The sequence below is a fragment of the Bradyrhizobium manausense genome (genome assembly GCF_018129685.1).
Lineage (GTDB): Bacteria > Pseudomonadota > Alphaproteobacteria > Rhizobiales > Xanthobacteraceae > Bradyrhizobium > Bradyrhizobium manausense_D.
On the sequence record NZ_JAFCLG010000021.1, the window covers coordinates 38,869 to 62,944 of the forward strand.

At 65.1% G+C, this 24,076-nt stretch carries 19 protein-coding genes and 1 pseudogene; 10 read left to right on the plus strand and 10 right to left on the minus strand.

Annotated elements, in window-relative coordinates:
• The first annotated feature begins 219 nt into the window (after positions 1-219).
• Complete coding sequence (locus tag JQ621_RS30105; protein ID WP_212240388.1) at positions 220-1,059, plus strand: RMD1 family protein; 840 nt, start codon at positions 220-222, stop codon at positions 1,057-1,059.
• Here JQ621_RS30105 and JQ621_RS30110 read toward each other — a convergent pair.
• Complete coding sequence (locus JQ621_RS30110) at positions 1,053-2,666, minus strand: PEP/pyruvate-binding domain-containing protein (RefSeq protein ID WP_212240393.1); 1,614 nt, start codon at positions 2,664-2,666, stop codon at positions 1,053-1,055. The two genes, JQ621_RS30105 and JQ621_RS30110, sit on opposite strands and share 7 nt — an antisense overlap.
• 10 nt (positions 2,667-2,676) lie before the next feature.
• Positions 2,677-4,605: a hypothetical protein gene (locus tag JQ621_RS30115; protein ID WP_212240395.1), complete on the minus strand. Its 1,929-nt coding sequence runs from the start codon at positions 4,603-4,605 to the stop codon at positions 2,677-2,679.
• A gap of 116 nt (positions 4,606-4,721) precedes the next feature.
• On the opposite strand from JQ621_RS30115, the pseudogene JQ621_RS35615 reads away from it, so the two are divergent.
• Positions 4,722-4,932, plus strand: a pseudogene (locus JQ621_RS35615) (RMD1 family protein); the annotation flags it as partial.
• 124 nt (positions 4,933-5,056) lie between these two features.
• Here the strand turns inward: JQ621_RS35615 and JQ621_RS30120 are convergent.
• The 4 genes from JQ621_RS30120 to JQ621_RS30135 all read right to left on the minus strand — a co-directional run bounded on the left by JQ621_RS30120 (position 5,057) and on the right by JQ621_RS30135 (position 10,509).
• Entirely contained in the window at positions 5,057-5,740 is a 684-nt protein-coding gene (locus JQ621_RS30120) for a hypothetical protein (RefSeq protein WP_249125670.1), read from the minus strand.
• A gap of 63 nt (positions 5,741-5,803) precedes the next feature.
• The gene (locus tag JQ621_RS30125; protein ID WP_212240404.1) at positions 5,804-6,643 is read right to left on the minus strand and encodes a tetratricopeptide repeat protein; all 840 of its coding nucleotides are present in this window, start codon (positions 6,641-6,643) and stop codon (positions 5,804-5,806) included.
• A 303-nt stretch (positions 6,644-6,946) separates the two neighbouring features.
• A complete protein-coding gene (locus tag JQ621_RS30130) occupies positions 6,947-8,125 on the minus strand; it encodes an acetate/propionate family kinase (RefSeq protein ID WP_212240405.1) in 1,179 nt (392 codons plus the stop codon).
• A complete protein-coding gene (locus tag JQ621_RS30135) occupies positions 8,122-10,509 on the minus strand; it encodes a phosphoketolase family protein (protein ID WP_212240406.1) in 2,388 nt (795 codons plus the stop codon). Before JQ621_RS30135 ends, JQ621_RS30130 begins: the two co-directional genes overlap by 4 nt.
• A 210-nt stretch (positions 10,510-10,719) precedes the next feature.
• Here JQ621_RS30135 and JQ621_RS30140 point away from each other — a divergent pair, with 210 nt between their 5' ends.
• The 5 genes from JQ621_RS30140 (at position 10,720) to JQ621_RS30160 (ending at position 15,470) form a co-directional block, all read left to right on the plus strand.
• Positions 10,720-11,892: a PA0069 family radical SAM protein gene (locus tag JQ621_RS30140; RefSeq protein ID WP_212240407.1), complete on the plus strand. Its 1,173-nt coding sequence runs from the start codon at positions 10,720-10,722 to the stop codon at positions 11,890-11,892.
• Between the two features lie 24 nt (positions 11,893-11,916).
• Positions 11,917-12,372, plus strand: coding sequence for a VOC family protein (locus tag JQ621_RS30145; protein WP_212240408.1), 456 nt, complete (start codon positions 11,917-11,919; stop codon positions 12,370-12,372).
• A 78-nt stretch (positions 12,373-12,450) separates the two neighbouring features.
• Entirely contained in the window at positions 12,451-13,236 is a 786-nt protein-coding gene (locus tag JQ621_RS30150; protein WP_212240410.1) for a ribonuclease HII, read from the plus strand.
• A 99-nt stretch (positions 13,237-13,335) separates the two neighbouring features.
• Positions 13,336-14,844, plus strand: coding sequence for a glycosyltransferase family 39 protein (locus tag JQ621_RS30155; protein WP_212240412.1), 1,509 nt, complete (start codon positions 13,336-13,338; stop codon positions 14,842-14,844).
• Complete coding sequence (locus JQ621_RS30160; protein WP_212240414.1) at positions 14,775-15,470, plus strand: hypothetical protein; 696 nt, start codon at positions 14,775-14,777, stop codon at positions 15,468-15,470. The genes JQ621_RS30155 and JQ621_RS30160 overlap by 70 nt, the downstream gene beginning before the upstream one ends.
• 5 nt (positions 15,471-15,475) lie before the next feature.
• On the opposite strand, the gene JQ621_RS30165 is transcribed toward JQ621_RS30160, so the two are convergent.
• Complete coding sequence (locus tag JQ621_RS30165) at positions 15,476-16,273, minus strand: uracil-DNA glycosylase (protein ID WP_212240416.1); 798 nt, start codon at positions 16,271-16,273, stop codon at positions 15,476-15,478.
• Between the two features lie 137 nt (positions 16,274-16,410).
• On the opposite strand from JQ621_RS30165, the gene JQ621_RS30170 reads away from it, so the two are divergent.
• The 3 genes from JQ621_RS30170 (at position 16,411) to JQ621_RS30180 (ending at position 21,107) form a co-directional block, all read left to right on the plus strand.
• Complete coding sequence (locus JQ621_RS30170; RefSeq protein WP_212240417.1) at positions 16,411-18,072, plus strand: electron transfer flavoprotein-ubiquinone oxidoreductase; 1,662 nt, start codon at positions 16,411-16,413, stop codon at positions 18,070-18,072.
• A 327-nt stretch (positions 18,073-18,399) separates the two neighbouring features.
• Positions 18,400-20,196 carry a tetratricopeptide repeat protein gene (locus tag JQ621_RS30175; protein WP_212240419.1) on the plus strand — a complete coding sequence of 599 codons (1,797 nt, stop codon included), beginning with the start codon at positions 18,400-18,402 and terminating at the stop codon, positions 20,194-20,196.
• Positions 20,197-20,222: 26 nt separating this feature from the next.
• Entirely contained in the window at positions 20,223-21,107 is an 885-nt protein-coding gene (locus tag JQ621_RS30180; RefSeq protein ID WP_212240421.1) for a 4-(cytidine 5'-diphospho)-2-C-methyl-D-erythritol kinase, read from the plus strand.
• Positions 21,108-21,217: 110 nt separating this feature from the next.
• On the opposite strand, the gene JQ621_RS30185 is transcribed toward JQ621_RS30180, so the two are convergent.
• The 3 genes from JQ621_RS30185 to JQ621_RS30195 form a co-directional block, all read right to left on the minus strand.
• Positions 21,218-22,090 (minus strand): alpha/beta fold hydrolase, encoded by an 873-nt coding sequence (locus tag JQ621_RS30185; RefSeq protein WP_212240423.1) that lies wholly within the window; start codon positions 22,088-22,090, stop codon positions 21,218-21,220.
• Positions 22,091-22,242: 152 nt separating this feature from the next.
• Positions 22,243-23,505 carry a beta-ketoacyl-ACP synthase II gene (fabF, locus tag JQ621_RS30190; protein WP_212240425.1) on the minus strand — a complete coding sequence of 421 codons (1,263 nt, stop codon included), beginning with the start codon at positions 23,503-23,505 and terminating at the stop codon, positions 22,243-22,245.
• 1 nt (position 23,506) lies between these two features.
• Complete coding sequence (locus JQ621_RS30195; RefSeq protein WP_212240427.1) at positions 23,507-24,022, minus strand: winged helix-turn-helix transcriptional regulator; 516 nt, start codon at positions 24,020-24,022, stop codon at positions 23,507-23,509.
• Positions 24,023-24,076: the final 54 nt, after the last annotated feature.

Genomic DNA, 24,076 nt, shown 5'->3' on the forward strand with positions numbered 1-24,076 from the left:
CGCCGCCAGTCCATCGCAGCCGAATGTGTCGCCTGCAGGGTGGTCATGTTGCCGAATGTTTCGGGCTATTCCGCCCCCCGTGAGCCCAACCTGGCGCTTTCTTTCCACTGATCTCGCCAGGGCGAGGCTGTACTTTTCGCAAGGCTGCATTGGCAGTCTGACATAGACCCTCGACGGGAAAAACATGCATTCGCCGATGCCCAGAACGAGATATGTCCCATGAATGCCGATCAACTTTCCGTTGGTGCGCCGTCACCATCGCCGAAGCCGGAGGCGGCGCCGACCTTGCGGATCCGCGCCGTGATGCTGGGCGAACGCATCAATGCGTCGGGACTCGAGATCGGTCCGGTGGTGTCCTCGACGCCCGCCGCCTTTCGGGTCCATGCCGGCCTCGCCGTGATCTTCCGCTACGGTGTCGTGGTGCTGATCGGTCTGCTTCCCTCGGAAGAGAAGGTATTGCTCGACAGCCTGAAGTCCCGCGTCACCGGCGAACTCAGCCCTCATGAAGAAGAGACCGCGCAAGCGCAGCTCTGCAAGGACGAAAACGCCGAGGCGATCCAGCCGGGCGGACCGATCAATCTCTCGAAATTTTCCGACGAGCGTTTGCTGCTGATCGCGGACGCACTCGCCAAGAGCACGTCGCTGGCGCGCGACGAGCGGCGCGTCGCTGCCGTTTTCGATGTCATCGAACCCTTTGCGCGCGAACTCGCGGAGAAAGGCCGGACCTCGCGGCGCCGCAAGGGCATCCTGCAACTGATCGGCAATGCGTTGCTGGTGCAGCAGCGGGTCGCCGGCCGTGTCGCGGTTGCCGAAAAGCCGGACGCGCTCTGGGAAAGGCCGCAGCTCGACCGTCTCTATGCGCGCCTTGAAGACGAATACGAGCTGAAGGAGCGCCTCGATACGCTCGAGCGCAAGATCACGGTCATCGCGGAAACCGCAGATGCACTCACTGACATCATCGACACCCAGCGCTCGCTGCGCCTCGAAATCGCGGTGGTGGTGCTGATCGTGATGGAGGTTGTGATCGGCTGCTTCCAGATCTTTGCCGGGATTCACTGAGACGCGTCGGCGCATGCCGAGTGTGGATCGTCGGCGTGCGCCCGCCATGTCGCGATCTCGGCCAGCTCGGCCTCCGGCCGCGTCTGCGACGTCTGACAGCGTCCGAGATAGATCCGTCCCGCATCGCCCTCGATCGTGAGCCAGTCGCCCTCGTGCAGCGCGGCCACACCGAGCCGGGCCTGGCGCGTGGCGGCATCGATCTTGAGCTCGCTGCAGCCGACCACGCATGGCTTGCCCATCTGACGCGCCACCAGCGCCGCATGCGAAGTCCGGGCGCCGACTGCGGTGACGATGCCGGTCGCCACCGCAAAGCCCGCGACATCGGCCGTGCTGGTGTCGGGACGCAACAGAATGACCGGCTCGCCGGCCGCTGCAAGGCGCTTGGCGCCGTCTGAATCGAATGCCGCGCGGCCGACACCGATACCGCCGGAGGCGCCGATACCGCACGTCGCCGGCGTGCCGGAGGATACCAGCGAGATTTCGACAAGCGAGGCGAGGTCGAGGCCGGCGAGGCGAGCCAGCGCTTCGTCCTTCGCGATCAATCCCTCACGCACGAGGTCGATGGCGATCCTGACCGCTGCGCGCGGCGTCCGCTTGGCCGTGCGGGTCTGCAAGATCCACAGCTTGCCGTCCTCGACCGTGAACTCGACATCCTGCACGTCGCCAAACTCGCCCTCGAGCCGTTTCAACACCGCGCCAAGCTCGTCCCGGATCGTCGGCAGCGCACGGGCGATCGCATCGTCCGTATCGGGCGTGCGGCGGCCGGACACGACGTCCTCGCCCTGCGCGTCCAGCACGAGATCGATCATCGCCCGGGGCGCCCCGGTCGAAGGATCGCGCGAGAATGCCACGCCGGCACCTGAAGAAAGGCCGCCATTGCCGAACACCATGGCTTGTACGGTGACGGCGGTCCCTTCGAGGTCGTCGAGCTGCTGGAGCCTGCGATAGGTCTGAGCGCGCTCGCTCATCCAGGACTGATAGACCGCTCGCGCCGCCGCCTCGAGCTGGGCGACCGCATCGTCGAGCCAGCCGTCGGCGCGATCCTCGACCAGCGCCTGCTCCGAGGCGGCAAGCCGCTCCAGCGCTTCGCCATCGAGCTCGCGGTCGTTGGCGACGCCCTCAGCCCCGACCAACTCGGAGATGCGCGCGGCGAACGGCGCGGGATCGAGCCCAAGCACGGTCTCGCCAAAACTCTCCAGGAAACGCCGCCGGCAATCCCATGCGAGCCGCGGCCGACCGGTCGCGCGGATCAGGCCGTGCACGGCATCCGGCGTGCAGCCGACGTCGAGAACGGTATCAAGCATGCCCGGCATCGATCGTGCCGCGCCTGACCGTACCGACACCAGAAGCGGTCGCCTGCGATCGCCGAAGCGCTTGCCGGTCACGCTCTCCAGGAACGTCAGGCCTTCCTTCAGGCCGTCGCGCAGATGCTGCGCCGCATTGGCATGGCCGGAAATGATTTCGGAGCAGAGCTTGACCGGCAGCACGAAGGCGGGCGGCACCGGCAGACCGAGCGCGGCCATCCGGGCGAGATTGGCGGCCTTGGCCCCGATCTCCTCGGCGGGCCGAAATTCGGTTGCCTCGGCGCCGATACGAACGATACGCATGGTGTGTCCCTCAGGCTGCGAGATCGATCATGATGTGGCGGCGGAGCAGGTGACCGAACGCGGCGAAGCGATCGGTGGCGCGCTCGATGGCGCGGGCAAGCTCGATGACTGACAGCGAGGTCGCAACGTCAAAGCCGCCGCGAAAGACGAGCGTGGTGATGGCACGTTCCGTGGTGTCGGCGGCATGTTCGGCATCGATCAGGCGCGCGACGGCGGCCAGCGCGTCCTCGGAATCGATCCGTTGTCCTTCCGGCACATCCATCGCAGCCGCGACGCCGCTCGCCGCCGTTTCCGTCGCGGTCGCGGCCACCAAGCAGAGCTCGGCCAGCGACGCCAGCAAGGCTGCCTCGGTGAGCTCGGGAAGCAGCGAGCCGATAAAGGCCGCCTGCTCCAATTCGTCGATCGCCTCCTCGGCGCGGTCGATCAACTGCCCGATCACGGGCCGGGCCTCGAGGCGGTCGACCTCGTTGCGGCTCTCCAGCGCGATGCGGTCGGCCTTCTGCTCGATCGCGGCGCAACGTCCCGCCAGCAGCTTGCCGTCGGCAGGCTGGCCGGCCCCGAGCGCCGCAATATGGCGCGCGATCGCGGTAACGAGATCATGGGCCAGGCCGACCTGGCGCAGCACGGCTGCAAGCAGCGCCCCGTTGACGCGGTCGAGATGCCGCACCAGATCGGCCTCGATCTGGTCGCGGACCGTCCTGACCGAGCGGCCCGCAAGCAGCGCCTCGGTGGAGGCCCGCAGCGCCGCCTTCAGGAAGTCGATCGCGGCCGCGCGCCCGAGCGCCTGGTCGAGGCGCTCGCCGAAGCCGATCCGCGACGGTGCAGCGTTCCTGACCGCGGAGCTGAGCAGTTCGTTGCCGCCAAGCTCGAGAAAGCCGCGATGGCCGATCCGTTTGCGGGCCGCCCATTCCAGGATGCGCGCTGCGTCGTCCTTGGCGACCCAGGTCCGCAGCAGCTTGCGGGCCTTGTTCCAGTCGATCAGGAAAACCAATGCCGCGCCAACGGCCGCGAGGAATTCGTTGCGATCGGTGGCATGATCTGCCTGAAACTGGCCGGTGACGAGATAGAACGAATTGTCTTCGCCGAGACCTGCGGCGGTGTGACGATCGAGCCCGCTCCATGTCGCCTCGAATTTGTCGAACAGCGAGATGAAGAATTTCGCCCGCGCCAGGTGCACGTCGGTGTAGGTGATGGTGACCGCGTTCTTCTTCACGGCGATCACGACGACATGGGCATCGGTGGTGCCGATGTCGTTCTGGATCAGGAGCCGTCCGCCCGCCCGTGTCGCCATGGTGTCGAGGCCGGGATGATTGAACTTGAGGCCGCGCGTGCTGTTCAGCCCCTTCATGAAGGCCGCAACCGCGGCGCGGTCCTCGCCATGCAGCGCGAAGACATGCGCGCCGTCGAGCGCTTCTTCCGAGCAGCTCGCCGCAAGCTTGTTGAGCTGCTTGTGCAGATCCATGACCAGCCGGTGCAGACTGTCTCCGGCGGTGTCGGTCACGCCGGTCAGGCGTGCGATCCGGGCGATCTCGATCTCGCCGGCGGAATCGAGCAGGCCTGCACCGCGGAACGTCTCGAGCCGCGCATTCGCTTTCCGGCCTTCATCGCCGGCGCCGGCGTCGACGGCGCGAATCATGGTCGCGGCGTCGTCCTGTATCTCATTCATCAGCTTCGCGAGGTTCGGCGCGGCAAGCCGGTCCTGCCCGATCATATGCGCGCCGCCGATCAGCGTCGCGATTGCGGCAGGGGCAATGCCGGCGGTCTGACTCTCAATGCCGAGATCGCTCGCGGGCCGGTCCGGGTTCCGCGCATGCTGGGCCGCTGCCTGCAGGGCACTCATGCGCACCTTGATGCGGTCATTGGCGGCGAGCCCTTCCGCCACGAGGTTCGGCAACAGAATGTCGCCCTGTCCGAGCTCTTCGATGATCTGGGTCTTCATGATCTGTCCGCGCGACGTGGGGTGTCGGCATTATGCCCGCAACGCGACGGCGCGCCGTTGCGCCAGATCATTCATGTATTCGTCACAAACATCCGCGGTCATGGGGCATGCCGGCGCAGAGGCGCTATGCGCGCCTCGAAGACGAATACGAGCTGAAGGAGCGCCTCGATACGCTCGAGCGCAAGATCACGGTCATCGCGGAAACCGCAGGCGCTGACCGACATCATCGACACCCGGCGCTCGCTGCGGCTCGAAATCGCCGTGGTGGTGCTGATCGTGATGGAGGTTGTGATTGGGTGCTTCCAGATCTTTGCCGGCCTTCACTGAGCCGCGGCTGTGCGCGTCGGCGGGCTGGGCCGCCGCTGATCGCGTCGAGCGGCGGCCACGCCAAGACTTCTTCAGCCGTGGGTCACGTGCAATCACGCCTCCAGTCGTGGCGGTCGGCGCCTATTCATTCGGGCAGGATTGCCTTGGCATTGTCACGGGAAAAAGCCGCCGGCACGTCGAACTTGCCCGTCTGGAGGTCGTAGCGGCAGCGCCAGCCGTTCACGACGCCCGTCCGCTCCCGCTTGCGTCCCTTGACGTCGGCTTCTCCCGAGAGGCTGATCAGAAGATAGCGGTTCGCGGGCCAGTCGACGCCCAACTCGCGATAGCTCTCGTCCAGTCCTTTCACCGGATACGCCGAGATATGATACTCCGGCTTCTTCACGATTTTTCGCCACTCGGGCGTTGTCTTCATATAGTCCCAGGCGAGGTCGCCGAGTGGCTTGCTGGTCGCGGGCCGAAAACCGCGCGGCGTGAGTTGGTAGAGATATAGCGTCGCCTCGCCCGAGCCGTACTTTTGTACGCGGACGATCCAGTTGAGGTCGTTGGTGAAGGTAAACTCGGAAGGATAGCCGGCCGGCTCCGGATCGAGCAGCGTGAACGTGTCCTGCCGGCGCGCCCAGAACTGCCACTTCCAGTCGTCATCCTCATCCTTGTTGACATATTGCTCGATGGTCGTCTTACCGTCCGGCGATGTGCGGGTCCATTTCTCGACGATCTGGTAACCTGCCGGAGGAGCCGTCGGCTGCGCGGCGCGGCATAGGCCGATGCTGCAGGCCAGAAAGAGTCCGATCCAGGAAGTTCTGAACAAGGCTTTCCTGGTCCTCATTGTCGCGCCTGTCTTCGTCTCGCCGGCCCACCCGACGCCCGCCTGTCAACGGCCGCTCAGCGCCTTTGTGACGCGCTCGACCGCCCTCGGACCGTCCGGATGGGACGGGGCCAACTCGGCGAACTTCTTGAAATCCGCCAATGCGCGTTGCAGATCGTGCTTCCGTTCCCATGACAGGCCGCGATTGTAGAACGCACCTGCGAGATTCGGATCGAGCCGGATCGCCTCGTTCAGATCCTCGATGGCGCGGTCGAACTGACCGGTGAGGGCGTAGGAAAGCCCGCGATTGTTGAATGCTCCTGCGTATTTCGGATTGAGCCGGATCGCCTCGCTGTAATCCGCGATCGCCCGGTCGAGGTGCTGTTTGTGCCGATAGGCGATGCCCCGGTTGTAAAACGCATCCGCGAGGTCCTGATTGAGCCTGATCGCCTGGCTCAAATCCTCGATGGCGTGATCGTATTGGCCCATATTGTTATAGGCGAGGCCGCGGTTGCTCAGCAGGTCTGCGTCGTTCGGATGCAGCCGGACGGCCTCGTTCAGGTCCTCGATCGTGCGGTCATATTGGCGCCTGGTGTAATAGACGTGGGCGCGGTTGCTGAATGCATCTGCGTCGGTTGGATCAAGCTGGATCGCCCGGCTGCAATCGGCAATGGCCTTGTCACCTTGTTCGTCGCTCCATTCGGCGCAACGATTTGTCAGGAGGGCAACAAGATCGCGACCGCCATATCGACCGGAATCGATGGCGCGCGTGCACGCGGCGACCGCCTTGTCGGCGGAAGCGTTCGCACAGGTCTCGAGATCGTCGGCTGCGGCCGGCACCGCCGTCAGCCAGAGCGCCGACGCGAAGGCCAAAGCCAACGGCATGCCCCGCAAAATGGACCTCATGAAAATCCCCTTTCAAAAAGCTGTTACCGCCTCGAGTCGCGTCTGCGACCGCAGCCGGGGATGCCGCAGGCGATGAACAGGCCAATCGACGAAGTCGTGATACCGCTGTCCTGGCCCGTCATCATCCGGCTCGCTCGATCCGTTCATGCGATTAGTCGCGCATGTCCCGTTCAAGTTCGCGGCAGTGAACCTCTCCGGTCCGTCCACCGACGAATGACCGCGATCACTGCATGAGCGAGTGCGGATAGAGACCCGCCCGGCGCTTCGCGCCGCCTTCTCGTAAGAAGGAAGAGCAGCCGACGTTCAACTCACCAATAGCGCGGCACAGTGCCGTGCCATCGTCACTTCCTCATTGGTTGGGATCACGAGGACACTCACGGCGCTGTCTTCGGCATTGATCCGCTCGTTCGCCGCATCGTTCGCCGCAACATCGATCCGCACGCCGAGCCAGGCGAGTCGCTCGCCGATCGCGGCCCGGATCTGCTTCGCATGCTCGCCGATACCGCCGGTGAAGACGAGGCCGTCGAGCCCCCCGAGCGTGTTCGCCATCACCGCGATCTCCTGCGCCGCACGGAAGGTGAAGAGATCGATCGCCTCGCGTGCCCAGGGCTCGCTGCTCGCAAGCAGCGTCCGCATGTCCGCGGAGAGGCCGGAGACGCCGAGCAGGCCGGACTCGTGGTAGAGCAGATGCTGCAAATCCTCGGCCGACATCTTTTCATGCTGCAGCAGATAGAGCAGCACGCCGGGATCGATCGCGCCGCAGCGCGTGCCCATGACGAGGCCGTCGAGTGGTGTCAGTCCCATCGTGGTGTCGACGCTGCGCCCGTCGCGCAAGGCGCAGAGGCTGGCGCCATTGCCGAGATGGGCAATGACGGTGCGTTTGGCTGCAAATTCCGGTGCGATCTCGATGAGACGGCTGGCGACATATTCGAACGAGAGCCCGTGGAAGCCGTAGCGCCGCAAGCCCAGTGCTTCGTAGCGTCGAGGAATCGCGACGCGGTTCGCCGGCGGTGTCATGCCGTGATGAAAGGCGGTGTCGAAGCAGGCGATCTGCGTCAGGGCGGGACGGATGGCCTTGATGGGACGAACCGGTGCAAGGCACCGCGGCTGATGCAGCGGCGCCAGCGGCGTCAGTGCCTCCAGCTTCGCGTAGATATCTTCGGTCAGCTCGACCGGACCCGAATAGTCCGGTCCGCCGTGGACGATGCGGTGGCCGACAGCACGCAAGCGGTGATCGCCGAAACGGTCTTCGATGAGGGTCAGCACATCGGCGAACAGATGGCCGCCGTCGCCATCTGATGCGTCCCTTTGCGTCTCGAACATCGTCTCGCCAGATGGGCTCTTGGCGACGAGCCGCGGCTTCGCCTCGTGCTCGTCGAGAAGGCCGTTGCAGAGCAGGGCAGGCTCGCCCGCCGAAATATCGAACAGGCCGAACTTGATGCTCGACGAGCCTGCGTTGAGGACGAGGACTGACGCCGTCATGCCGCCTTGCCTGGCCAGGCCCAGTCACGGATCGCTGGCATGTCCTCGCCATGCTCGCGCACGTAACGCGAATGCGCGATCAGGGCGTCGCGGAATTGCTGCTTCACATGTGCGGCCTTGGTCGCAAGATCAGGGACGCGCTCGATCGCCTCGATCGCGAGGTGATAGCGGTCGAGCTCGTTGAGCACGACCATGTCGAACGGCGTCGTCGTCGTGCCTTCCTCGGCAAAGCCGCGCACATGCAGGCCGGCATGGTTGGTACGATTATAGGTGAGGCGGTGGATCAGCTGGGGATAGCCGTGATAGGCGAAGATCACGGGCTTGTCCTTCGTGAACAGGCTGTCGAAATCGCGATCGGAGAGGCCATGCGGATGCTGCTCCTTCGGCTGCAGCGTCATGAGATCGACGACGTTGACGACGCGAATCCTGAGGTCCGGCAGCGCCCTGCGCAGCAGATCGACGGCTGCGAGCGTCTCCAGCGTCGGCACGTCGCCGGCACAAGCCATCACCACGTCGGGCTCGTTGTCGGCGTCTTCGTTGCCGGCCCAGGTCCAGATGCCGATGCCGGCATCGCAATGCGTCGCCGCCTCCTGCATCGACAGCCATTGCGGCGCCGGTTGCTTGCCGGCCACGATCACGTTGATGCGGTTATAGGTGCGCAGGCAGTGATCGGCGATCCACAGCAATGTATTGGCGTCAGGCGGAAAGTAGATGCGGACGATATCGGCCTTCTTGTTGGCGACGAGATCGACGAAGCCAGGATCCTGATGGCTGAAGCCGTTATGGTCCTGCCGCCACACATGCGATGTCAGCAGATAGTTCAGCGAGGCGATCGGCCGACGCCACGGCAGGTGCCGCGTCACCTTCAGCCATTTGGCGTGCTGGTTGAACATGGAATCGACGATGTGGATGAAGGCCTCATAGCAGGAGAAGAAGCCGTGCCGCCCCGTCAGCAGGTAACCTTCCAGCCAGCCCTGGCAGAGATGTTCGCTCAGCACCTCCATCACGCGGCCGTCTTGCGCCAGATGCACGTCGTAAGGCTCGATCGGCTCCATCCAGACGCGTTCGGTGGCGTCGAACACGGCATCCAGCCGGTTTGACGCGGTTTCGTCCGGCCCCATGATGCGGAAATTGCGCTCGGCAGCGTTGAGGCGGATGACGTCGCGCAAAAATTTGCCGAGCTCGCGCGTGGCTTCACCCGTGACGGCGCCGGGCCCTGGAACCTCGACCGCAAAACTGCGGAAGTCCGGCAGCTTCAGCTCCTTCTTCAACAGCCCGCCATTGGCGTGTGGATTGGCGCCCATGCGCCTGATGCCTTCAGGCGCGAGGGCCTGAAGCTCCGGAACGAGCGCGCCGCTCTTGTCGAACAGCTTTTCCGGCTCGTAGCTGCGCATCCAGTCTTCGAGAATTTTCAAGTGGGCCGGGTTCTCGCGGCAATTCGCGACCGGCACCTGATGCGCCCGCCAAAATCCTTCGACCTTCTTGCCGTCGACCTCCTTTGGGCCGGTCCAGCCCTTCGGGCTGCGCAGCACGATCATCGGCCATCGCGGCCGCTCGATCGTCTTGCGCCCGTCGCGGGCGTGCTGCTGGATCGAGCGGATACTGGCGATTGCAACGTCGAGCGCATCGGCCATGGCCCGATGCATCAGCTGGGGATCGTCGCCCTCGACGAACAGCGGCTCGTGGCCGAACCCGTGGAAGAGGTCGCGGATCTCGCTGTCGGGCATCCGCCCGAGCACGGTCGGATTGGCGATCTTGTAGCCGTTGAGATGCAGGATCGGCAGCACCGCGCCGTCATGCGCGGGGTTGAGGAACTTGTTCGAGTGCCAGGATGCGGCGAGCGGGCCGGTCTCGGCCTCGCCGTCGCCGACGACGCAGGCGACGATCAAATCGGGATTGTCCAGCGCCGCGCCATAGGCATGCACCAGCGCGTAGCCGAGCTCGCCGCCTTCATGGATCGAACCCGGTGTTTCCGGCGCTGCGTGGCTCGGGATGCCGCCGGGGAAGGAGAACTGCCTGAACAGTTTCCGCAATCCGTCCGCATCGCGCGGAATGTTTGGATAGATCTCGCTGTAGCTGCCTTCGAGATAGGTGTTGGCGACCATGCCGGGGCCGCCATGGCCGGGGCCGCAGACATAGAGCACGCTCAGGTCCAGCGCGCGGATGACGCGGTTGAGGTGGGCGTAGATGAAGTTCAGCCCTGGCGTGGTGCCCCAATGGCCGAGCAAACGCGGCTTGATGTGCTCGGGCCGCAAGGGCTCGCGGAGCAGCGGGTTGTCGAGCAGATAGATTTGTCCGACGGAGAGATAGTTCGCGGCGCGCCAGTAGCGATCGAGGAGAGCGAGGTCGCTGCTTGCAGCGGACGATTGTCGTTGATTTGTCATATTGCAGCCGATCTCCACCAGGGATCGTCATCAACCGAGTTCCGGTGAGATCGATCCTTCCGCGGCATCAAACGAGATTGCGATGAGGCGGTGTTGCGTGAGGTCAAAAGTCGGCGCGCGAAGTTTGGGCAGTGCTACTGTGCATGGGGTTGTTTTCTCGCTTTTGATTCTTGTTCTTGATTTGTTCTTTTTTCATGCTATCTTGATTGCATGAGTCCAGCTTCTTCTGCTCTCAAGCACCCGCCGGTCACGGCGCCCTCCGAGCCGGCGGGTGCGCTCGCCGATATTGCCGCCGACTTCCCTGAGCTGGCTGTTGCCATCGACCGCCAGCGCAAGCGAGGGCGGGGTGCGCAATCCAACGCCAGCGGTCGCTATGAGGCCGAGGCGCGCATTGCTTTCGACGATGGCTGGCAGAGCCTGGAAGAGCTGCCGCCGTTCAAGACCACCGTCGGATTGGACACTTCGCGCAAGGTGATCACCCGCAACGAGTCTCCCGACATCGGCTTCGACCGCTCGATCAATCCCTATCGCGGCTGCGAACATGGCTGCGTCTATTGCTTCGCGCGGCCGACGCACGCTTATCTCGGCCTGTCGCCGGGGCTCGACTTCGAGTCAAAGCTGTTTGCCAAACCGGAGGCGCCTGCGCTGCTCGAGAAGGAGCTCGCGGCCTCGGGCTACGAGCCGCGGATGATCGCGATCGGCACCAACACCGACCCCTATCAGCCGATCGAGCGCGAGCGCAAAATCATGCGCGGCATTCTGGAGGTGCTGGAGCGCACCTCGCATCCCGTCGGCATCGTCACCAAATCCGCGCTGGTTGTGCGCGACATAGACATTCTCGCGCGGATGGCCAAGCGCAACCTTGCCAAGGTCGCGATCTCGGTGACCACGCTCGACCCGAAGCTCGCACGCACCATGGAGCCGCGCGCCTCGACGCCGCCGAAACGGCTGGAGGCGTTGAAGCAGCTGTCGGACGCGGGCATTCCAACCACCGTGATGGTCGCTCCCGTGATCCCCGCGCTGAACGATTCCGAGATCGAGCGCATCCTCGATGCCGCTGCCCATGCCGGCGTCAAGGAAGCCTCCTATGTGCTGCTGCGGTTGCCGCTGGAGGTGCGCGATCTCTTCCGCGAATGGCTGATGGCGAATTATCCGGACCGTTATCGCCACGTGTTCACGCTGATCCGCGACATGCGCGGCGGCCGCGACTACGATTCGAAATGGGGCGAGCGGATGAAGGGCACCGGTCCCATGGCCTGGACCATCGGCCGCCGCTTCGAGCTCGCCTGCGATCGGCTCGGCCTCAACAAGCGCCGCGCAAAGCTGACGACCGATCATTTCGCCAGGCCGAAGAAGAACGGTGAGCAGCTCAGCCTGTTCTGAGGCGCGGATCGAACGAGGTGTGCGATGAGTAAGGAACTGACGGCTCCGGTGCCACGACTCACGGTCATCACGCTGGGCGTGCGCGATATCCGCGCCAGCATCGCCTTCTACGGTGCACTCGGATTTTCGCGCCGGCTGAAGGCAACTGGCGAGGTCGTTGCGTTCTTCGACACCGGCGGTCCGGTGCTCGGCCTCTTTCCCTGGGACCAGCTCGCTGATGATGCCAAGCTGCCGGACCAGCCGAGGCCTGCGACCTTTCGCGGCGTCACGCTCGCATGGAACTGTGCCTCGCGCGAGGAGGTCGACATGGTGCTGGCGTTAGCGCTCCGTAAAGGCGCGAAGCTGCTGAAGTCCGCGCACGAGACCGATTATGGCGGCTATTCCGGTTATTTTGCCGATCCCGACGGCCATCCCTGGGAGGTCGTTGTCGCGCCCGGCATCGAGGTCGGTGACGACCGACGGGTGCATCTGGCGGACTAGGACAGGCTCACCTGAATAACGGGAATTGCGCGGTGTTCCCGGTTGCGCGAACACTGCTGCTTGCGCACGATCCCGGCCATGATTCGGGACAGGTCCGCCACCAAGCCAACCAAAGACGCGCCGGCGAAGGCCGCTGCAAAGAAGGCCGCGCCAGCCAAGGCGAGCTTCCGCCGCGAGCGTGCGCTGATCAAGCGCGGCATCTGGCCGATTGCCGGTTGCGACGAGGCCGGCCGCGGGCCGCTTGCCGGTCCCGTGGTGGCGGCTGCGGTGATTCTCGACCCCGACCGCATCCCGCGCGGCATCGACGATTCCAAGCGGCTGACGGCGGAAGAGCGTGAAAGACTGTTCGACAGGATCTGCGCCACTGCGCAGGTCTCGGTCGCCGTCGCCTCGCCGGCGCGCATCGACCGAGACAACATCCTGCGTGCGTCGCTCTGGGCGCTGAAGCGCGCCGTGGTGGCGCTGCCGGAGGCGCCAAGGCACGTCTTCGTCGACGGCCGTGATCGGCTCGACACGCCTTGCGACTGCGAGGCCGTGATCGGCGGCGACGGCATCGTGCTGTCGATTGCGGCCGCCTCCATCGTCGCCAAGGTGACGCGTGACCGGCTGATGTGCGCGCTGGCGCAGGATTGTCCAGGTTACGGCTTCGAGCAGCACAAGGGCTACGGCGTGCCCGAGCACCTCGACGCGCTCGACCGCCTCGGCCCCACGGTCCACCATCGCAGCTTCTTCGCCCCCGTCGCGGCTGCCCGCGCCAAGCACATGCCCTGGACGGTCGAGCCGGTGCCGGATTTGTTCGAGGTCGCCGTGGTCGAGGTGCAGGCCGAGACGCCGGTTGAAATCGACGCGCCAGCGGGCCTCTAGCCTAGACTGTCGTTGCCACGGCGCGTCGCGCCCATTATCAAAAAGCTGTGGAGCGAATAGGGCCGGCTGGACGGGTTGGCTGCATCTTGCGGGCGTTGCATGCGGTTTACTTCCCTGGTCATCGAGCTCATTCGCGCCCGGCCGCGGCTGATCGTCTGGATTGTCGTGCTGCTCCAGGCCGCGATGTGGCTGCTGGTGGCGCTGCTGTTCTATCGCAGCCCGCCCGGCAGCCTTGCGACCCTGCTGGCCTTCGGCAGGGAGTACCAGGTCGGCACTGATCTCGGCCCGCCTCTGTCGGTCTGGCTCGGAGACATCGCCTATCGCATCGCGGGCGGCCACATGTTCGGCGTCTACGTCCTCGCCGAGCTCTGCGAGATCGCGACCCTCGTCACCCTCTATTATCTCGCGCGCGCCGTGGTCGGCGCTCAGCAGGCGGTGCTCGCCGTGCTGCTGACCATGACGGTGCTCGCCTTTTCCTCGTCGGCGCTCGACTTCGGCCCTCTCGTGCTGGCGCGGCCGCTCTGGGCGCTGTTGCTGCTGCATTCCTGGCAGATCATCGGCCAGCGCCGCGGCAATGCGTGGTTTGCCTGGTCGATCGAGGCTGGCCTGCTGCTCCTGACCACGCCGGCTGCGATCTTCCTGCTCGCGTTGCTCGTGATCTTTGCGCTTTCGACCGCCGGCGGCCGCCGGACCTTGCGTGCGCTCGATCCGCTGTTTGCGCTTGTAGTCGTCGCCGTGCTGGCCCTGCCGTATGCCGTCTGGCTGATGCGGGCCGAGACGATTGCGCTGCCGGCCTTGCCGCAAGTAGCCGACCTCGGCGCGCGCGCGATCCACGCCGCCTGGCTGCTCGGCGGGCTCGTGCTTGGTGCGATCGCGGTTCCCGTACTGACTTTCCTCAATACGCCGCTGTTCGCCGGCAAGAGCGAAGAGGCGCCGATCATCTACCGGCCGCCGGTCGAATCGCTCGCGCGCAACTTCGTCTATTTCTTCGCGCTGGTGCCGCCACTCGGCGCCGTCCTGATCTCCGGACTGTTCGGTTTTGATTCTGTCGTTGGCGGCGCGGGTGTCGTGCTGATGATGTCGGGCCTTGCCATGGTCGTGGTGGCTGGCGATCTCATTGCGATGCGCCGGGCGCGGATGTTGCGCACGGTGTGGGCCGCTTCTGTCGTGGCGCCTGCGGCCGGCGTAGTGCTGGCCGTGCTGTTCATGCCCTGGACCGGCACCGGCGAGATTGCGACCTCGATGCCGGCGCACGCGATCTCGGATTTCTTCGACGAGAGCTTTGCCCGCCGCACCAACCATCGCCTGCGCGCCGTCGCCGGCGAGACCCAGCTTGCGAGCCTGATCGCGCTGCATTCCGGCCGGCCGCATCTCTTCATCGATGCCAATCCTGCACGCACGCCGTGGATGTCGCAGGCCAAATTCAGCGAGAGCGGCGGCGTCGTGGTCTGGCGCGCCGCTGACACCGCCGGCACGCCGCCGCCGGACATCCTCGCGCGCTTCCCCGGCATCGTGCCTGAAGTGCCGCGCGCTTTCGAATGGCTGGTGACGGGACGCCAGCAATTGCTCCGCATCGGCTGGGCCATCGTGCGGCCGAAGGGAAGCTAGATCACAGCAGGCATTGGGGGCTCGTGATGGATTTCAATCCGCCGACCGGCTCGGAGATCTCGATCAGGCGAGGTGACCAGGGCCCCGTCATCATCATTCCGGCAAAGGGAAGTCCGACGCGATACTTCGGCGGCCTGTTCCTGCTGTTCTGGCTGGGAGGCTGGGCTTTCGGCTTCAAATCGGTGCTGACGCAGCTGCTGTCCGGAAACGGCAACGCTTTTGAGGTTTTTTGGCTCGGCGGCTGGACAGTCGGCGGAGCGATGGCAGCCTACACCGCGTTTCGGATCTTTCGTCCCACCGTGCCCGAGACGCTCCTGCTCAAGCGTGGTGCCATCGACTACGATACCGGAATTCCGCCGCTAGAGCTGAACTCATATCAGAAAAGAAAGAACTACTGGGGCTCGGTTTTTGCGAAGCGGCTTCTCACCGAGTTCGGTCGCCAGGAGCTCATATCGCTCCGCCTGCGCGAAACGGAAGAGGGCAATCGGTTGACCGTCGATATCGGTGCCAAACGTGTCGAACTCGCATCGCAGGCGAGCGAGGTCGAAAGGGAATGGCTGGCTCGCCTGTTGGCGGACCGCTATGCGCTTCCGCAGGTCATGTTGGGCGCAGCGGACAAGACCTGACAGAGTCAGCCCGCCAGCACCTTCGCGATCGACCGCAGATCCTGCCAGGCCAGCCGCTTGTAGGACGGCGAGCGCAAGAGATAGGCCGGGTGGAAGGTCGGCAGCGCGCGGATGGTGCGCTGGCCGGTCTCGTACTCGAACCAGCGTCCGCGCGTGCGCATGATGCCCTCGCGGGTCGAGAGCAGTGTCTGCGTCGAGGGATTGCCGAGCGTCACCAGCACGTCGGGATTCACCAGTTCGATATGGCGCTGGATGAAGGGCAGGCAGATCTGCGTCTCCTGCGGCGTCGGCGTGCGGTTGCCGGGCGGCCGCCAGGGAATGACGTTGGTGATGTAGGCCGTGGTGCGATTGAGGCCTATGGCACCTATCATCAGATCAAGCAGCTTGCCGCTGCGTCCGACGAAAGGCAGTCCCTCGATGTCCTCGTCACGGCCCGGCGCCTCCCCGACGAACATGATGCGCGCCTGCGGATTGCCATCGGCGAACACCAGCCGCGTCGCGGTGTGCTTGAGCGCGCAGCCCTCGAAGTTCTGCATCAGCTCACGGAGCGCCTCGAGCGTCGGCGCGGTTCGCGCGGCCTCGCGCGCCGAAGCGATCGCGACGTCGGGCGCAGGCGCGGCTTCGCCGCGCAGTACCGCAGGCGCGGCGACAGGCCGCGGTGCCTCGACCGGCGCGGCGCGCGGCGCCGGGGCGTCTAATTCCGCCAGGCGGTCGACCGGTTCCTCGGCGAGCGCGCAATCGACGCCGGCCTCCAGATAGAAGGCGAGAAGCTCTCGGACGGTGGGCGTGGGCTCTGGGATCATTTGGGAAAGTCAGACTATTAGTTCATCTTAGGGCGCCTTGCATCCCAGCGGAACGCATTTCCGTGGTTGTCCTACCCGGAAAAATCGGAAACAAGGGGGCGCAAACGACAAGGAACCGTCTCAAGGGCTGAGATCAGATGAGCACCGAAGAACTTCCCCCGCGCGAATCCATGGAATTCGACGTCGTCATCGTCGGCGCAGGCCCCTCGGGCCTGGCTGCGGCGATCCGGCTGAAGCAGATCAACGCCGATCTCAACGTCGTCGTGGTGGAGAAGGGCTCCGAGGTCGGTGCGCACATTCTCTCCGGCGCCGTGATCGATCCGGCCGGACTCGACAAGCTGATTCCCGACTGGCGCGAGGATTCGGATTGCCCGCTGAAGACGAAGGTCAAGGATGACCGCTTCTACTGGATGACCGCCGGCGGCGCGATCAAGCTGCCGAACTTCTTGATGCCGCCGCTGATGGACAATCATCACTGCTATATCGGCTCGCTCGGCAATGTCTGTCGCTGGCTGGCGCGCAGGGCCGAGGCGCTCGGCGTCGAGATCTATCCAGGCTTTGCCGCCGCCGAAGTGCTCTATGACGAGAAGGGCGCGGTGAAAGGCATCGCCACCGGCGACATGGGCATCGGCCGCGACGGCAAGCCGAAGGATTCCTTCACCCGCGGCATGGAGCTGCTCGGCAAATACACGCTGTTCGCCGAAGGCGCGCGCGGCAGCCTGACCAAGCAGCTCATCGCGAAGTTCGCACTCGATGCCAAGAGCGAGCCGCCGAAGTTCGGCATCGGCCTGAAGGAAGTCTGGCAGATCGATCCCGCCAAGCATCAGAAGGGCCTGATCCAGCATTCGTTCGGCTGGCCGCTCGACCTGAAGACCGGTGGCGGCTCGTTCCTCTATCATTACGACGACAATCTCGTTTCCGTCGGCTTCGTCGTGCATCTGAACTATGACGATCCATATCTGTCGCCGTTCGACGAGTTCCAGCGCTTCAAGACGCACCCGTCGATCCGCGGCACCTTCGAAGGCGCCAAGCGCCTCGCTTATGGCGCGCGCGCCATCACCGAAGGCGGCTACCAGTCGGTGCCGAAGCTGACTTTCCCTGGCGGGGCGCTGGTTGGCTGTGCGGCTGGCTTCGTCAACGTGCCGCGCATCAAGGGCGTGCACAATGCGATGGGCACCGGCATGTTGGCTGCCGAGCATGTCGCCGCCGCGCTGGCGGCGGATCGCGCCGGTGACGAGGTCATCGACTACGAGAATGCCTGGCGGTCCTCGTCGGTCGGCAAGGATCTGTTCCTGGTCCGCAACGTCAAGCCGCTGTGGTCGAAGTTCGGCACGGTGCTCGGCGTCGCGCTCGGCGGCTTCGACATGTGGTTCAACACGCTGTTCGGGACCTCCCTGTTCGGCACCCAGTCGCATGCCAAGCCCGATCGCGCGACGCTCGATCCGGCCAAGCAGCATGCGCCCAGGAACTATCCGAAGCCGGACGGCAAGATCTCGTTCGACAAGCTGTCCTCGGTGTTCCTGTCCAACACCAATCATGAGGAGGATCAGCCAGTCCATCTCAAGGTGGCCGACATGAACCTGCAAAGGACCTCGGAGCATGACGTCTTCGCGGGGCCGTCGAACCGCTATTGCCCGGCCGGTGTCTATGAATGGGTGGAGGAAGGTTCCGCTCCGCGCTACCAGATCAACGCCCAAAACTGCGTCCACTGCAAAACCTGCGACGTGAAGGACCCCAACGGCAACATCACCTGGGTTCCCCCGGAGGGCGGCGGCGGACCGAACTACGAGGCGATGTAAGGGCGCGCCGGAAGGCCAAACCGGCCTGCAGGGTGATGGTGCGCACGTTCGCGTGAGGCCGGGAGCACAACAGGTACCCCTGGGAGCGCCACGGGGAGCCCCGGTCACGATAAGGCCATAGTAGCGGGGTCTTGGGGCTCTCGTGAACGCTTACTTGGCCGATTTGAGGCGTGCGGAGCGGAACGCCCGGTCCGAATCCTTGCGGCGAAGCGCCAAAAGCGGCATTGTCCGGACCTGACGGTTCCGGGTCCATGTCGCCGGCCGCGTTCGCGTGCGAGACGGCCTTTTGCTTCGAACCCAGGCACTACCAACTCAAGGCGAGCCCTGATGTTTTCAAATCGTTTTAACTGCTGGACTGCTGCTGCCATCGCCCTTGCCGGCTCTGCGATCGTGGCGGTCCCCGGCGCGGTCCTGGCGCAGACGCCGGACCATCCGGCCGACACGGCGGCGCAATATCCGACCCGAAACGATCTGAAGTCGCTCACCACCGCCGGCAGCTATCTCGCCGCCCGCCACGCCAGCGTCGAGCGCGACGCGACCTCCGCCGCCGCCTTCTACCGCTCCGCGCTGCGGACCGATCCCAAGAACAACGAGCTGCTCGATCGCGCCTTCATTTCCTCCGTCGACGATGGTGACATAGAGGAGGCGGTCAAGCTCGCCGAGCGCATCCTCACCATCGACAAGACCAACCGCGTCGCGCGCCTCGTCGTCGGCGTCCATGACCTGAAGCTGAAGAAATATCCGAGCGCGCAGAGCAACATCAACCAGTCGATCCGCGGCCCGATCACCGATCTCGTCGCTACGTTGCTGTCCGGCTGGGCCGCCTATGGTGCAGGCGATGCCAAGGGCGCAGTTGCGACCATCGACAAGCTGGCGGGCCCGGAATGGTATCCGCTGTTCAAGGATCTGCACGCCGGCATGATTCTCGAGAACGCCGGCAAGGAGAAGGAGGCGGGCGTCCGCTTCGAGCGCGCCTACAAGCTCGACGATTCCATGCTGCGCGTCAGCGAGGCCTATGCGCGCTGGCTGTCGCGCAACAAGGATGCGGCCTCGGCGACCGCGATCTATGAAGCCTTCGACAAGAAGCTCGCCCGCCATCCGCTAATCGTGGAAGGTCTGCGCGAGACCAAGGCCGGCAAGAAGATGCCGTCGCTGGTCGATTCCGCGCAGGCCGGCGCGGCCGAGGCGCTCTACGGCATCGGTGCCACGCTGACCCGCCGCGGCGGCGAGGATCTTGCGCTGGTCTATCTCCAGCTCGCGCTCTATTTGCAGCCCAGCCACCCGCTGGCCTTGCTGTCGCTCGCCGATCTCTACGAATCGGTGAAGCGGCCACAGATGGCGATCAAGATCTACGAGCGCGTTCCGTCTTCATCGCCCCTCAAGCGCAATGCGCAGATCCAGCTTGCCATTGACCTGGATTCCGCCGACCGCAGCGACGAGGCGATCAAGATCCTCAAGGGCGTGATTTCCGAAGATTCCAAGGACATCGAAGCCATCATGGCGCTCGGCAACCTCGAGCGCGGCCGCAAGAAGTTCTCCGATTGCGGTGCAACCTATTCGCAAGGCATCAACGTGCTGCCCGCAGGCAACGACAAGGCCAACAGCGTCTGGTACTATTACCGCGGCATCTGCGAGGAGCGCTCCAAGCAGTGGGGCAAGGCCGAAGCCGACATGAAGAAGGCGCTCGAGCTGCAGCCCGACCAGCCGCATGTCCTGAACTATCTCGGCTATTCCTGGATCGACCAGGGCGTGAACCTCGACGAAGGCATGAAGATGATCAAGCGCGCCGTCGAGCAGCGTCCCGACGACGGCTACATCGTCGACTCCCTCGGCTGGGCCTATTACCGCATCGGCAATTACGAAGAGGCGGTCAAGAACCTCGAGCGCGCGATCGACCTGAAGCCCGAGGATCCCACCATCAACGACCATCTCGGCGACGCCTATTGGCGCGTCGGTCGCACGCTGGAAGCCAAGTTCCAGTGGGCCCATGCCCGCGATCTCAAGCCCGAGCCGGACGATCTGCCGAAGATCGAAGCCAAGATCGCCAACGGCATGACCGACGACAACTCGAACGCTTCGGCCGCGCAGGCGGATAAGAAGAAAGACGACGACAAGGGCGGCTAGGCTGCGTAACTGGGGGCGTATTGCCGATGCCGGCGTTGATTGAAGAAGGGCGCGCGAAGGTCAATCTGAGCCTTCGCGTGATCGGCCGTCGCGCCGATGGCTATCATGATCTCGAAAGCGTGGTTGCATTTGCCGATTGTGCCGACCGGCTCACGCTGGAGCCGGGTGGCGAGCTCAGGCTTGCGACCACGGGGCCACTCGCGGCGGCTTGCGGCGAGATGTCGGACAATCTCGTGTTCAAGGCAGCGAAGCTGCTGGCCGAAGCGGTACCGAATTTGAAGCTGGGCGCCTTCGCGCTCGACAAGGTTTTGCCGGTCGCGGCTGGTATCGGCGGCGGCTCGGCCGACGCCGCGGCGGCGCTGCGCCTGCTGGCGCGTCTCAACGATCTGTCGCTTGACGATACCAGACTGCAGAAAGTCGCGCTTGCGACCGGCGCCGATGTGCCGGTGTGCCTGCTCTCGCGCGCCTGCGACATGACGGGCGTCGGCGAACAGTTGTTGCCGCTGGCGCTGCCGAGCATGCCCTGCGTCATGGTCAATCCGCGCGTGCCGGTCGCGACCAAGGACGTGTTCCAGGCGCTTGGCCTGCGCAACGGCGAGCTTCTGGTCGGTGCGACCGACGTGCTCGAGGCTCCGGCCTGGCCGGAGGCGGGCGGGTCGATCGCCGACTGGGTCGAGGTTCTCGAAACCGTTGCCAACGACCTTGAGGCTCCCGCGCTGCGGATCGAGCCAGTGATCGGTGACGTGCTGGAAGCTTTGCGCTCTTCGGCCGGCGTCAAGCTGGCGCGGATGTCCGGCTCGGGCGCGACATGCTTTGCGATCTATGGCGCGGCAACAGACGCGCACGCCGCCGCCGACAAGATCCGTCGCGACCATCCCGGCTGGTGGGTGCATGCGGGGACGCTGAGCTAGCCAACACTGCGGTAGGGTGGGCAAAGGCGCGTAGCGCCGTGCCCACGATCCATCAATGATAGCGACAGATGGTGGGCACGCTTCGCTTTGCCCACCCTACGGCTGCAAAACTAATTCGCGCCGTCCGCCAGCCCCAAAAACTTCCGGATCTCGCTCAGCACTTCCTCCGGCTTGTCGTGCTGCAGCCAGTGCCCGGCGCCGGCGATGGTTTCGATGCGCGCCTGCTGGAAATAGCGCTCCAGGCCTGCCGACCGGGCACCCGCGAGAAAGCTTTCCCCGGCGTTGAGCAGCAGTGTCGGACACGCAATACGCGACCACAGCGCGACGTGGTCGTCCGGCCAGAGCCGGTGCGGTGCGGAGGCGCGCTGGTAGGGATCGAACTTCCAGCTATAGGTGCCGTCCTCATTCTGCCGCGCGCCATGCGTTGCAAGATGTAACGCGAGCTCGCGGTTGAGACGCTTGTTGTGAAGCACCATCTGCGCAGCCGCATCCTCGAGGGTCGCATAGCGGCGCGGCGTGCGGTCGTGCAGCCTGTCGAGCTGGCCGACCCATCTGCTGATGCGCTCGTGCACTGGGGGCTTCGGTGAATCCGGCAGCATCGTCACGCCGTCGAGCACGACGAGCTTCGAGACCAGTTCGGGGAACGCCCCCGAAAAGATCAGGCTCACCATGCCGCCCATCGAATGGCCGATGAGCGTCACGTGAGACGCCGCGACGCTGCGAACGAGCTGGGCGAGATCGTAGACATATTCGGTCAGTGCGTAGCTGCCGCCTCGGGTCCAGTCGGAATCGCCGTGGCCGCGCAGGTCGGGCGCGATCACATGAAAATGCGGTTGCAGCGATCGCGCGATGGCGTCCCAGCTCCGGCAATGATCGCGGCCGCCATGGACCAGGATGAGAGGCGCCGCGTCCGCATTGCCCCAATCGGCGTAATGCAGCTGCAGGCCGTGAGATTGATAGAAGCGGCTTTGTGGGACGAGCATCAGGTCGCGATCCCCAGGACTGACGGCAGATGCCTTGAACTAGCCTGCTGCCGGCCATTCGACAAGCAATCGCTCACGCTCGCTTCGGAATCGTTCCGTCGCCAGACATCGGCCCACGGACCGAGCCCCTGCGCGATTGCAAGGCCAGTCGCCTAGCCCATGCGGCGGAAGATCGCGCTGGCGTTCACGCCGCCGAAGCCAAAGCCGTTGGAGATGGCGTTCTGCATCGGCATGGGCCGCGCGCTTCCAGCGACGATGTCGATGCCGTCAGCGGCAGGATCGGGGGTTTCGAAATTGAGCGTCGGCGGTGCGATCTGGTCGCGCAAGGCGAGCACGGTGAAGATCGCCTCGAGGCCGCCGGCCGCGCCGAGCAGATGGCCCGTGGCTGATTTGGTTGCGCTTACCGCGATGGACTTGTTGCGGCCGAACAGCGCGCCGATCGCGCCGAGCTCGCTCTCGTCACCGGCCGGCGTCGAGGTCGCATGTGCGTTGAGGTGCTGCAGATCTGCGGGCGCAAGTTTCGCCTGCTGGAGTGCGATCTCCATGGCGCGACGGGCGCCGTCGCCATCCGGCGGCCCCGACGTCATGTGATAGGCATCGGCCGTGGTGCCATATCCAATGATCTCCGCCATCGGTGAGGCGCCGCGCGCGAGCGCATGCTCCAGCTCCTCGATCACCAGGATGCCGGCGCCTTCGCCCATGACAAAGCCGTCGCGATCGCGATCGAACGGGCGCGAGGCGCGTGCCGGTTCGTCGTTGAAGCCGCTCGACAGCGCGCGGGCAGCGGCGAAGCCGCCGAGGCTGACGATGTCGATGCAGGCTTCCGCGCCGCCGCAGATCGCGACATCGGCCTCGCCAGCGCGGATCATGCGTGCGGCATCGCCGATCGCCTGAACGCCGGCGGCGCATGCGGTGACCGGCGTGCCCAGCGCGCCCTTGTAGCCGTATTTGATCGAGACGTGGCCGGCGGCGAGATTGGCAAGGAACGAGGGGATCGTGAACGGCGACAGCCGGCGCGGGCCACGCTGTTCGGTGATGCGCACCGCTTCCGCCATCGCCGGAAAGCCGCCGACGCCGGAGCCGATGATCGTCGCGGTCCGCTCCAGCGATGCCGCATCCTGCGGCGTCCATTTCGCCTGCGCGATCGCCTCTGCAGTCGCGAGCAGCGCGAACAGGATGAAGCGGTCCATCTTGCGCTGGTCCTTTGGCGCGGCGGCGTCGGCAGGATCGAAGCCACCGTCCGCATCGTCGGCCTTGTCGGGCACGAGGCCGGCAATGCGTGCGGGCAGCGCCTGCGACCATTGGGGCAGAGGACGCAAGCCACTTTGGCCGGCAAGCAGCCGGCGCCACGAAGTCTCGACACCACAGCCGAGCGGCGACACCGCGCCCATTCCCGTCACGACGATACGACGCATGTCAGTCTCCGGCCGGCGCAACGGCCGGGTTCATGGCTTTGAGCGAGGTCAGCCGCTGCCGCATCAAGCGGCTGGCGCGGGGCCCTGCGATCACCACCGCATTGGCGAGCGTGATCGGTTGCTTGTCGGCCGCATCGACCAGGACCGGATCGAATGGCCGACGATCGTCCCGGTTCGCCAGCAAGATGGATTCCCCCTTTGGCGCGAGGTGCTTGTTGCCCCAGGCGAGCAAGGCCGCGATGACGGGAAAGAAATCCCGCGCCTTGTCCGTCAGCACATATTCGTAACGCGGCGGTCGCTGCTGATAGCGGCGGCGGACGAACATCCCGGTGTTGGAGAGATGGGCGAGGCGCCGCGACAGGATGTTCGGCGCGATGCCAAGATTGCGCTCGAACTCGTCAAACCGCGTCGAGCCCTGCAACGCATCCCGCAGGATCAGGATGCTCCACCATTCGCCGACCGTCTCCACGGCGCGGCCGACCGGGCATTCCTGGATCGAGGGGGATTTGGGCTGCATGGCAGGGAAGGTAAGGGAGTGGCTTGCAAAATGCAAGTTACTGGACCTCACGGT

Coding starts and splice junctions, on each gene's coding strand:
- JQ621_RS30175 (WP_212240419.1), top strand. CDS start 18,400: ATGTTTTCAAATCGTTTTAACTGCTGGACTGCTGCTGCCATCGCCCTT.
- JQ621_RS30150 (WP_212240410.1), top strand. CDS start 12,451: ATGATTCGGGACAGGTCCGCCACCAAGCCAACCAAAGACGCGCCGGCG.
- JQ621_RS30125 (WP_212240404.1), bottom strand. CDS start 6,643: ATGAGGTCCATTTTGCGGGGCATGCCGTTGGCTTTGGCCTTCGCGTCG.
- JQ621_RS30140 (WP_212240407.1), top strand. CDS start 10,720: ATGAGTCCAGCTTCTTCTGCTCTCAAGCACCCGCCGGTCACGGCGCCC.
- JQ621_RS30135 (WP_212240406.1), bottom strand. CDS start 10,509: ATGACAAATCAACGACAATCGTCCGCTGCAAGCAGCGACCTCGCTCTC.
- JQ621_RS30155 (WP_212240412.1), top strand. CDS start 13,336: ATGCGGTTTACTTCCCTGGTCATCGAGCTCATTCGCGCCCGGCCGCGG.
- JQ621_RS30160 (WP_212240414.1), top strand. CDS start 14,775: ATGGCTGGTGACGGGACGCCAGCAATTGCTCCGCATCGGCTGGGCCAT.
- JQ621_RS30105 (WP_212240388.1), top strand. CDS start 220: ATGAATGCCGATCAACTTTCCGTTGGTGCGCCGTCACCATCGCCGAAG.
- fabF (WP_212240425.1), bottom strand. CDS start 23,505: ATGCGTCGTATCGTCGTGACGGGAATGGGCGCGGTGTCGCCGCTCGGC.
- JQ621_RS30145 (WP_212240408.1), top strand. CDS start 11,917: ATGAGTAAGGAACTGACGGCTCCGGTGCCACGACTCACGGTCATCACG.
- JQ621_RS30185 (WP_212240423.1), bottom strand. CDS start 22,090: ATGCTCGTCCCACAAAGCCGCTTCTATCAATCTCACGGCCTGCAGCTG.
- JQ621_RS30130 (WP_212240405.1), bottom strand. CDS start 8,125: ATGACGGCGTCAGTCCTCGTCCTCAACGCAGGCTCGTCGAGCATCAAG.
- JQ621_RS30165 (WP_212240416.1), bottom strand. CDS start 16,273: ATGATCCCAGAGCCCACGCCCACCGTCCGAGAGCTTCTCGCCTTCTAT.
- JQ621_RS30115 (WP_212240395.1), bottom strand. CDS start 4,605: ATGAAGACCCAGATCATCGAAGAGCTCGGACAGGGCGACATTCTGTTG.
- JQ621_RS30180 (WP_212240421.1), top strand. CDS start 20,223: ATGCCGGCGTTGATTGAAGAAGGGCGCGCGAAGGTCAATCTGAGCCTT.
- JQ621_RS30170 (WP_212240417.1), top strand. CDS start 16,411: ATGAGCACCGAAGAACTTCCCCCGCGCGAATCCATGGAATTCGACGTC.
- JQ621_RS30110 (WP_212240393.1), bottom strand. CDS start 2,666: ATGCGTATCGTTCGTATCGGCGCCGAGGCAACCGAATTTCGGCCCGCC.
- JQ621_RS30195 (WP_212240427.1), bottom strand. CDS start 24,022: ATGCAGCCCAAATCCCCCTCGATCCAGGAATGCCCGGTCGGCCGCGCC.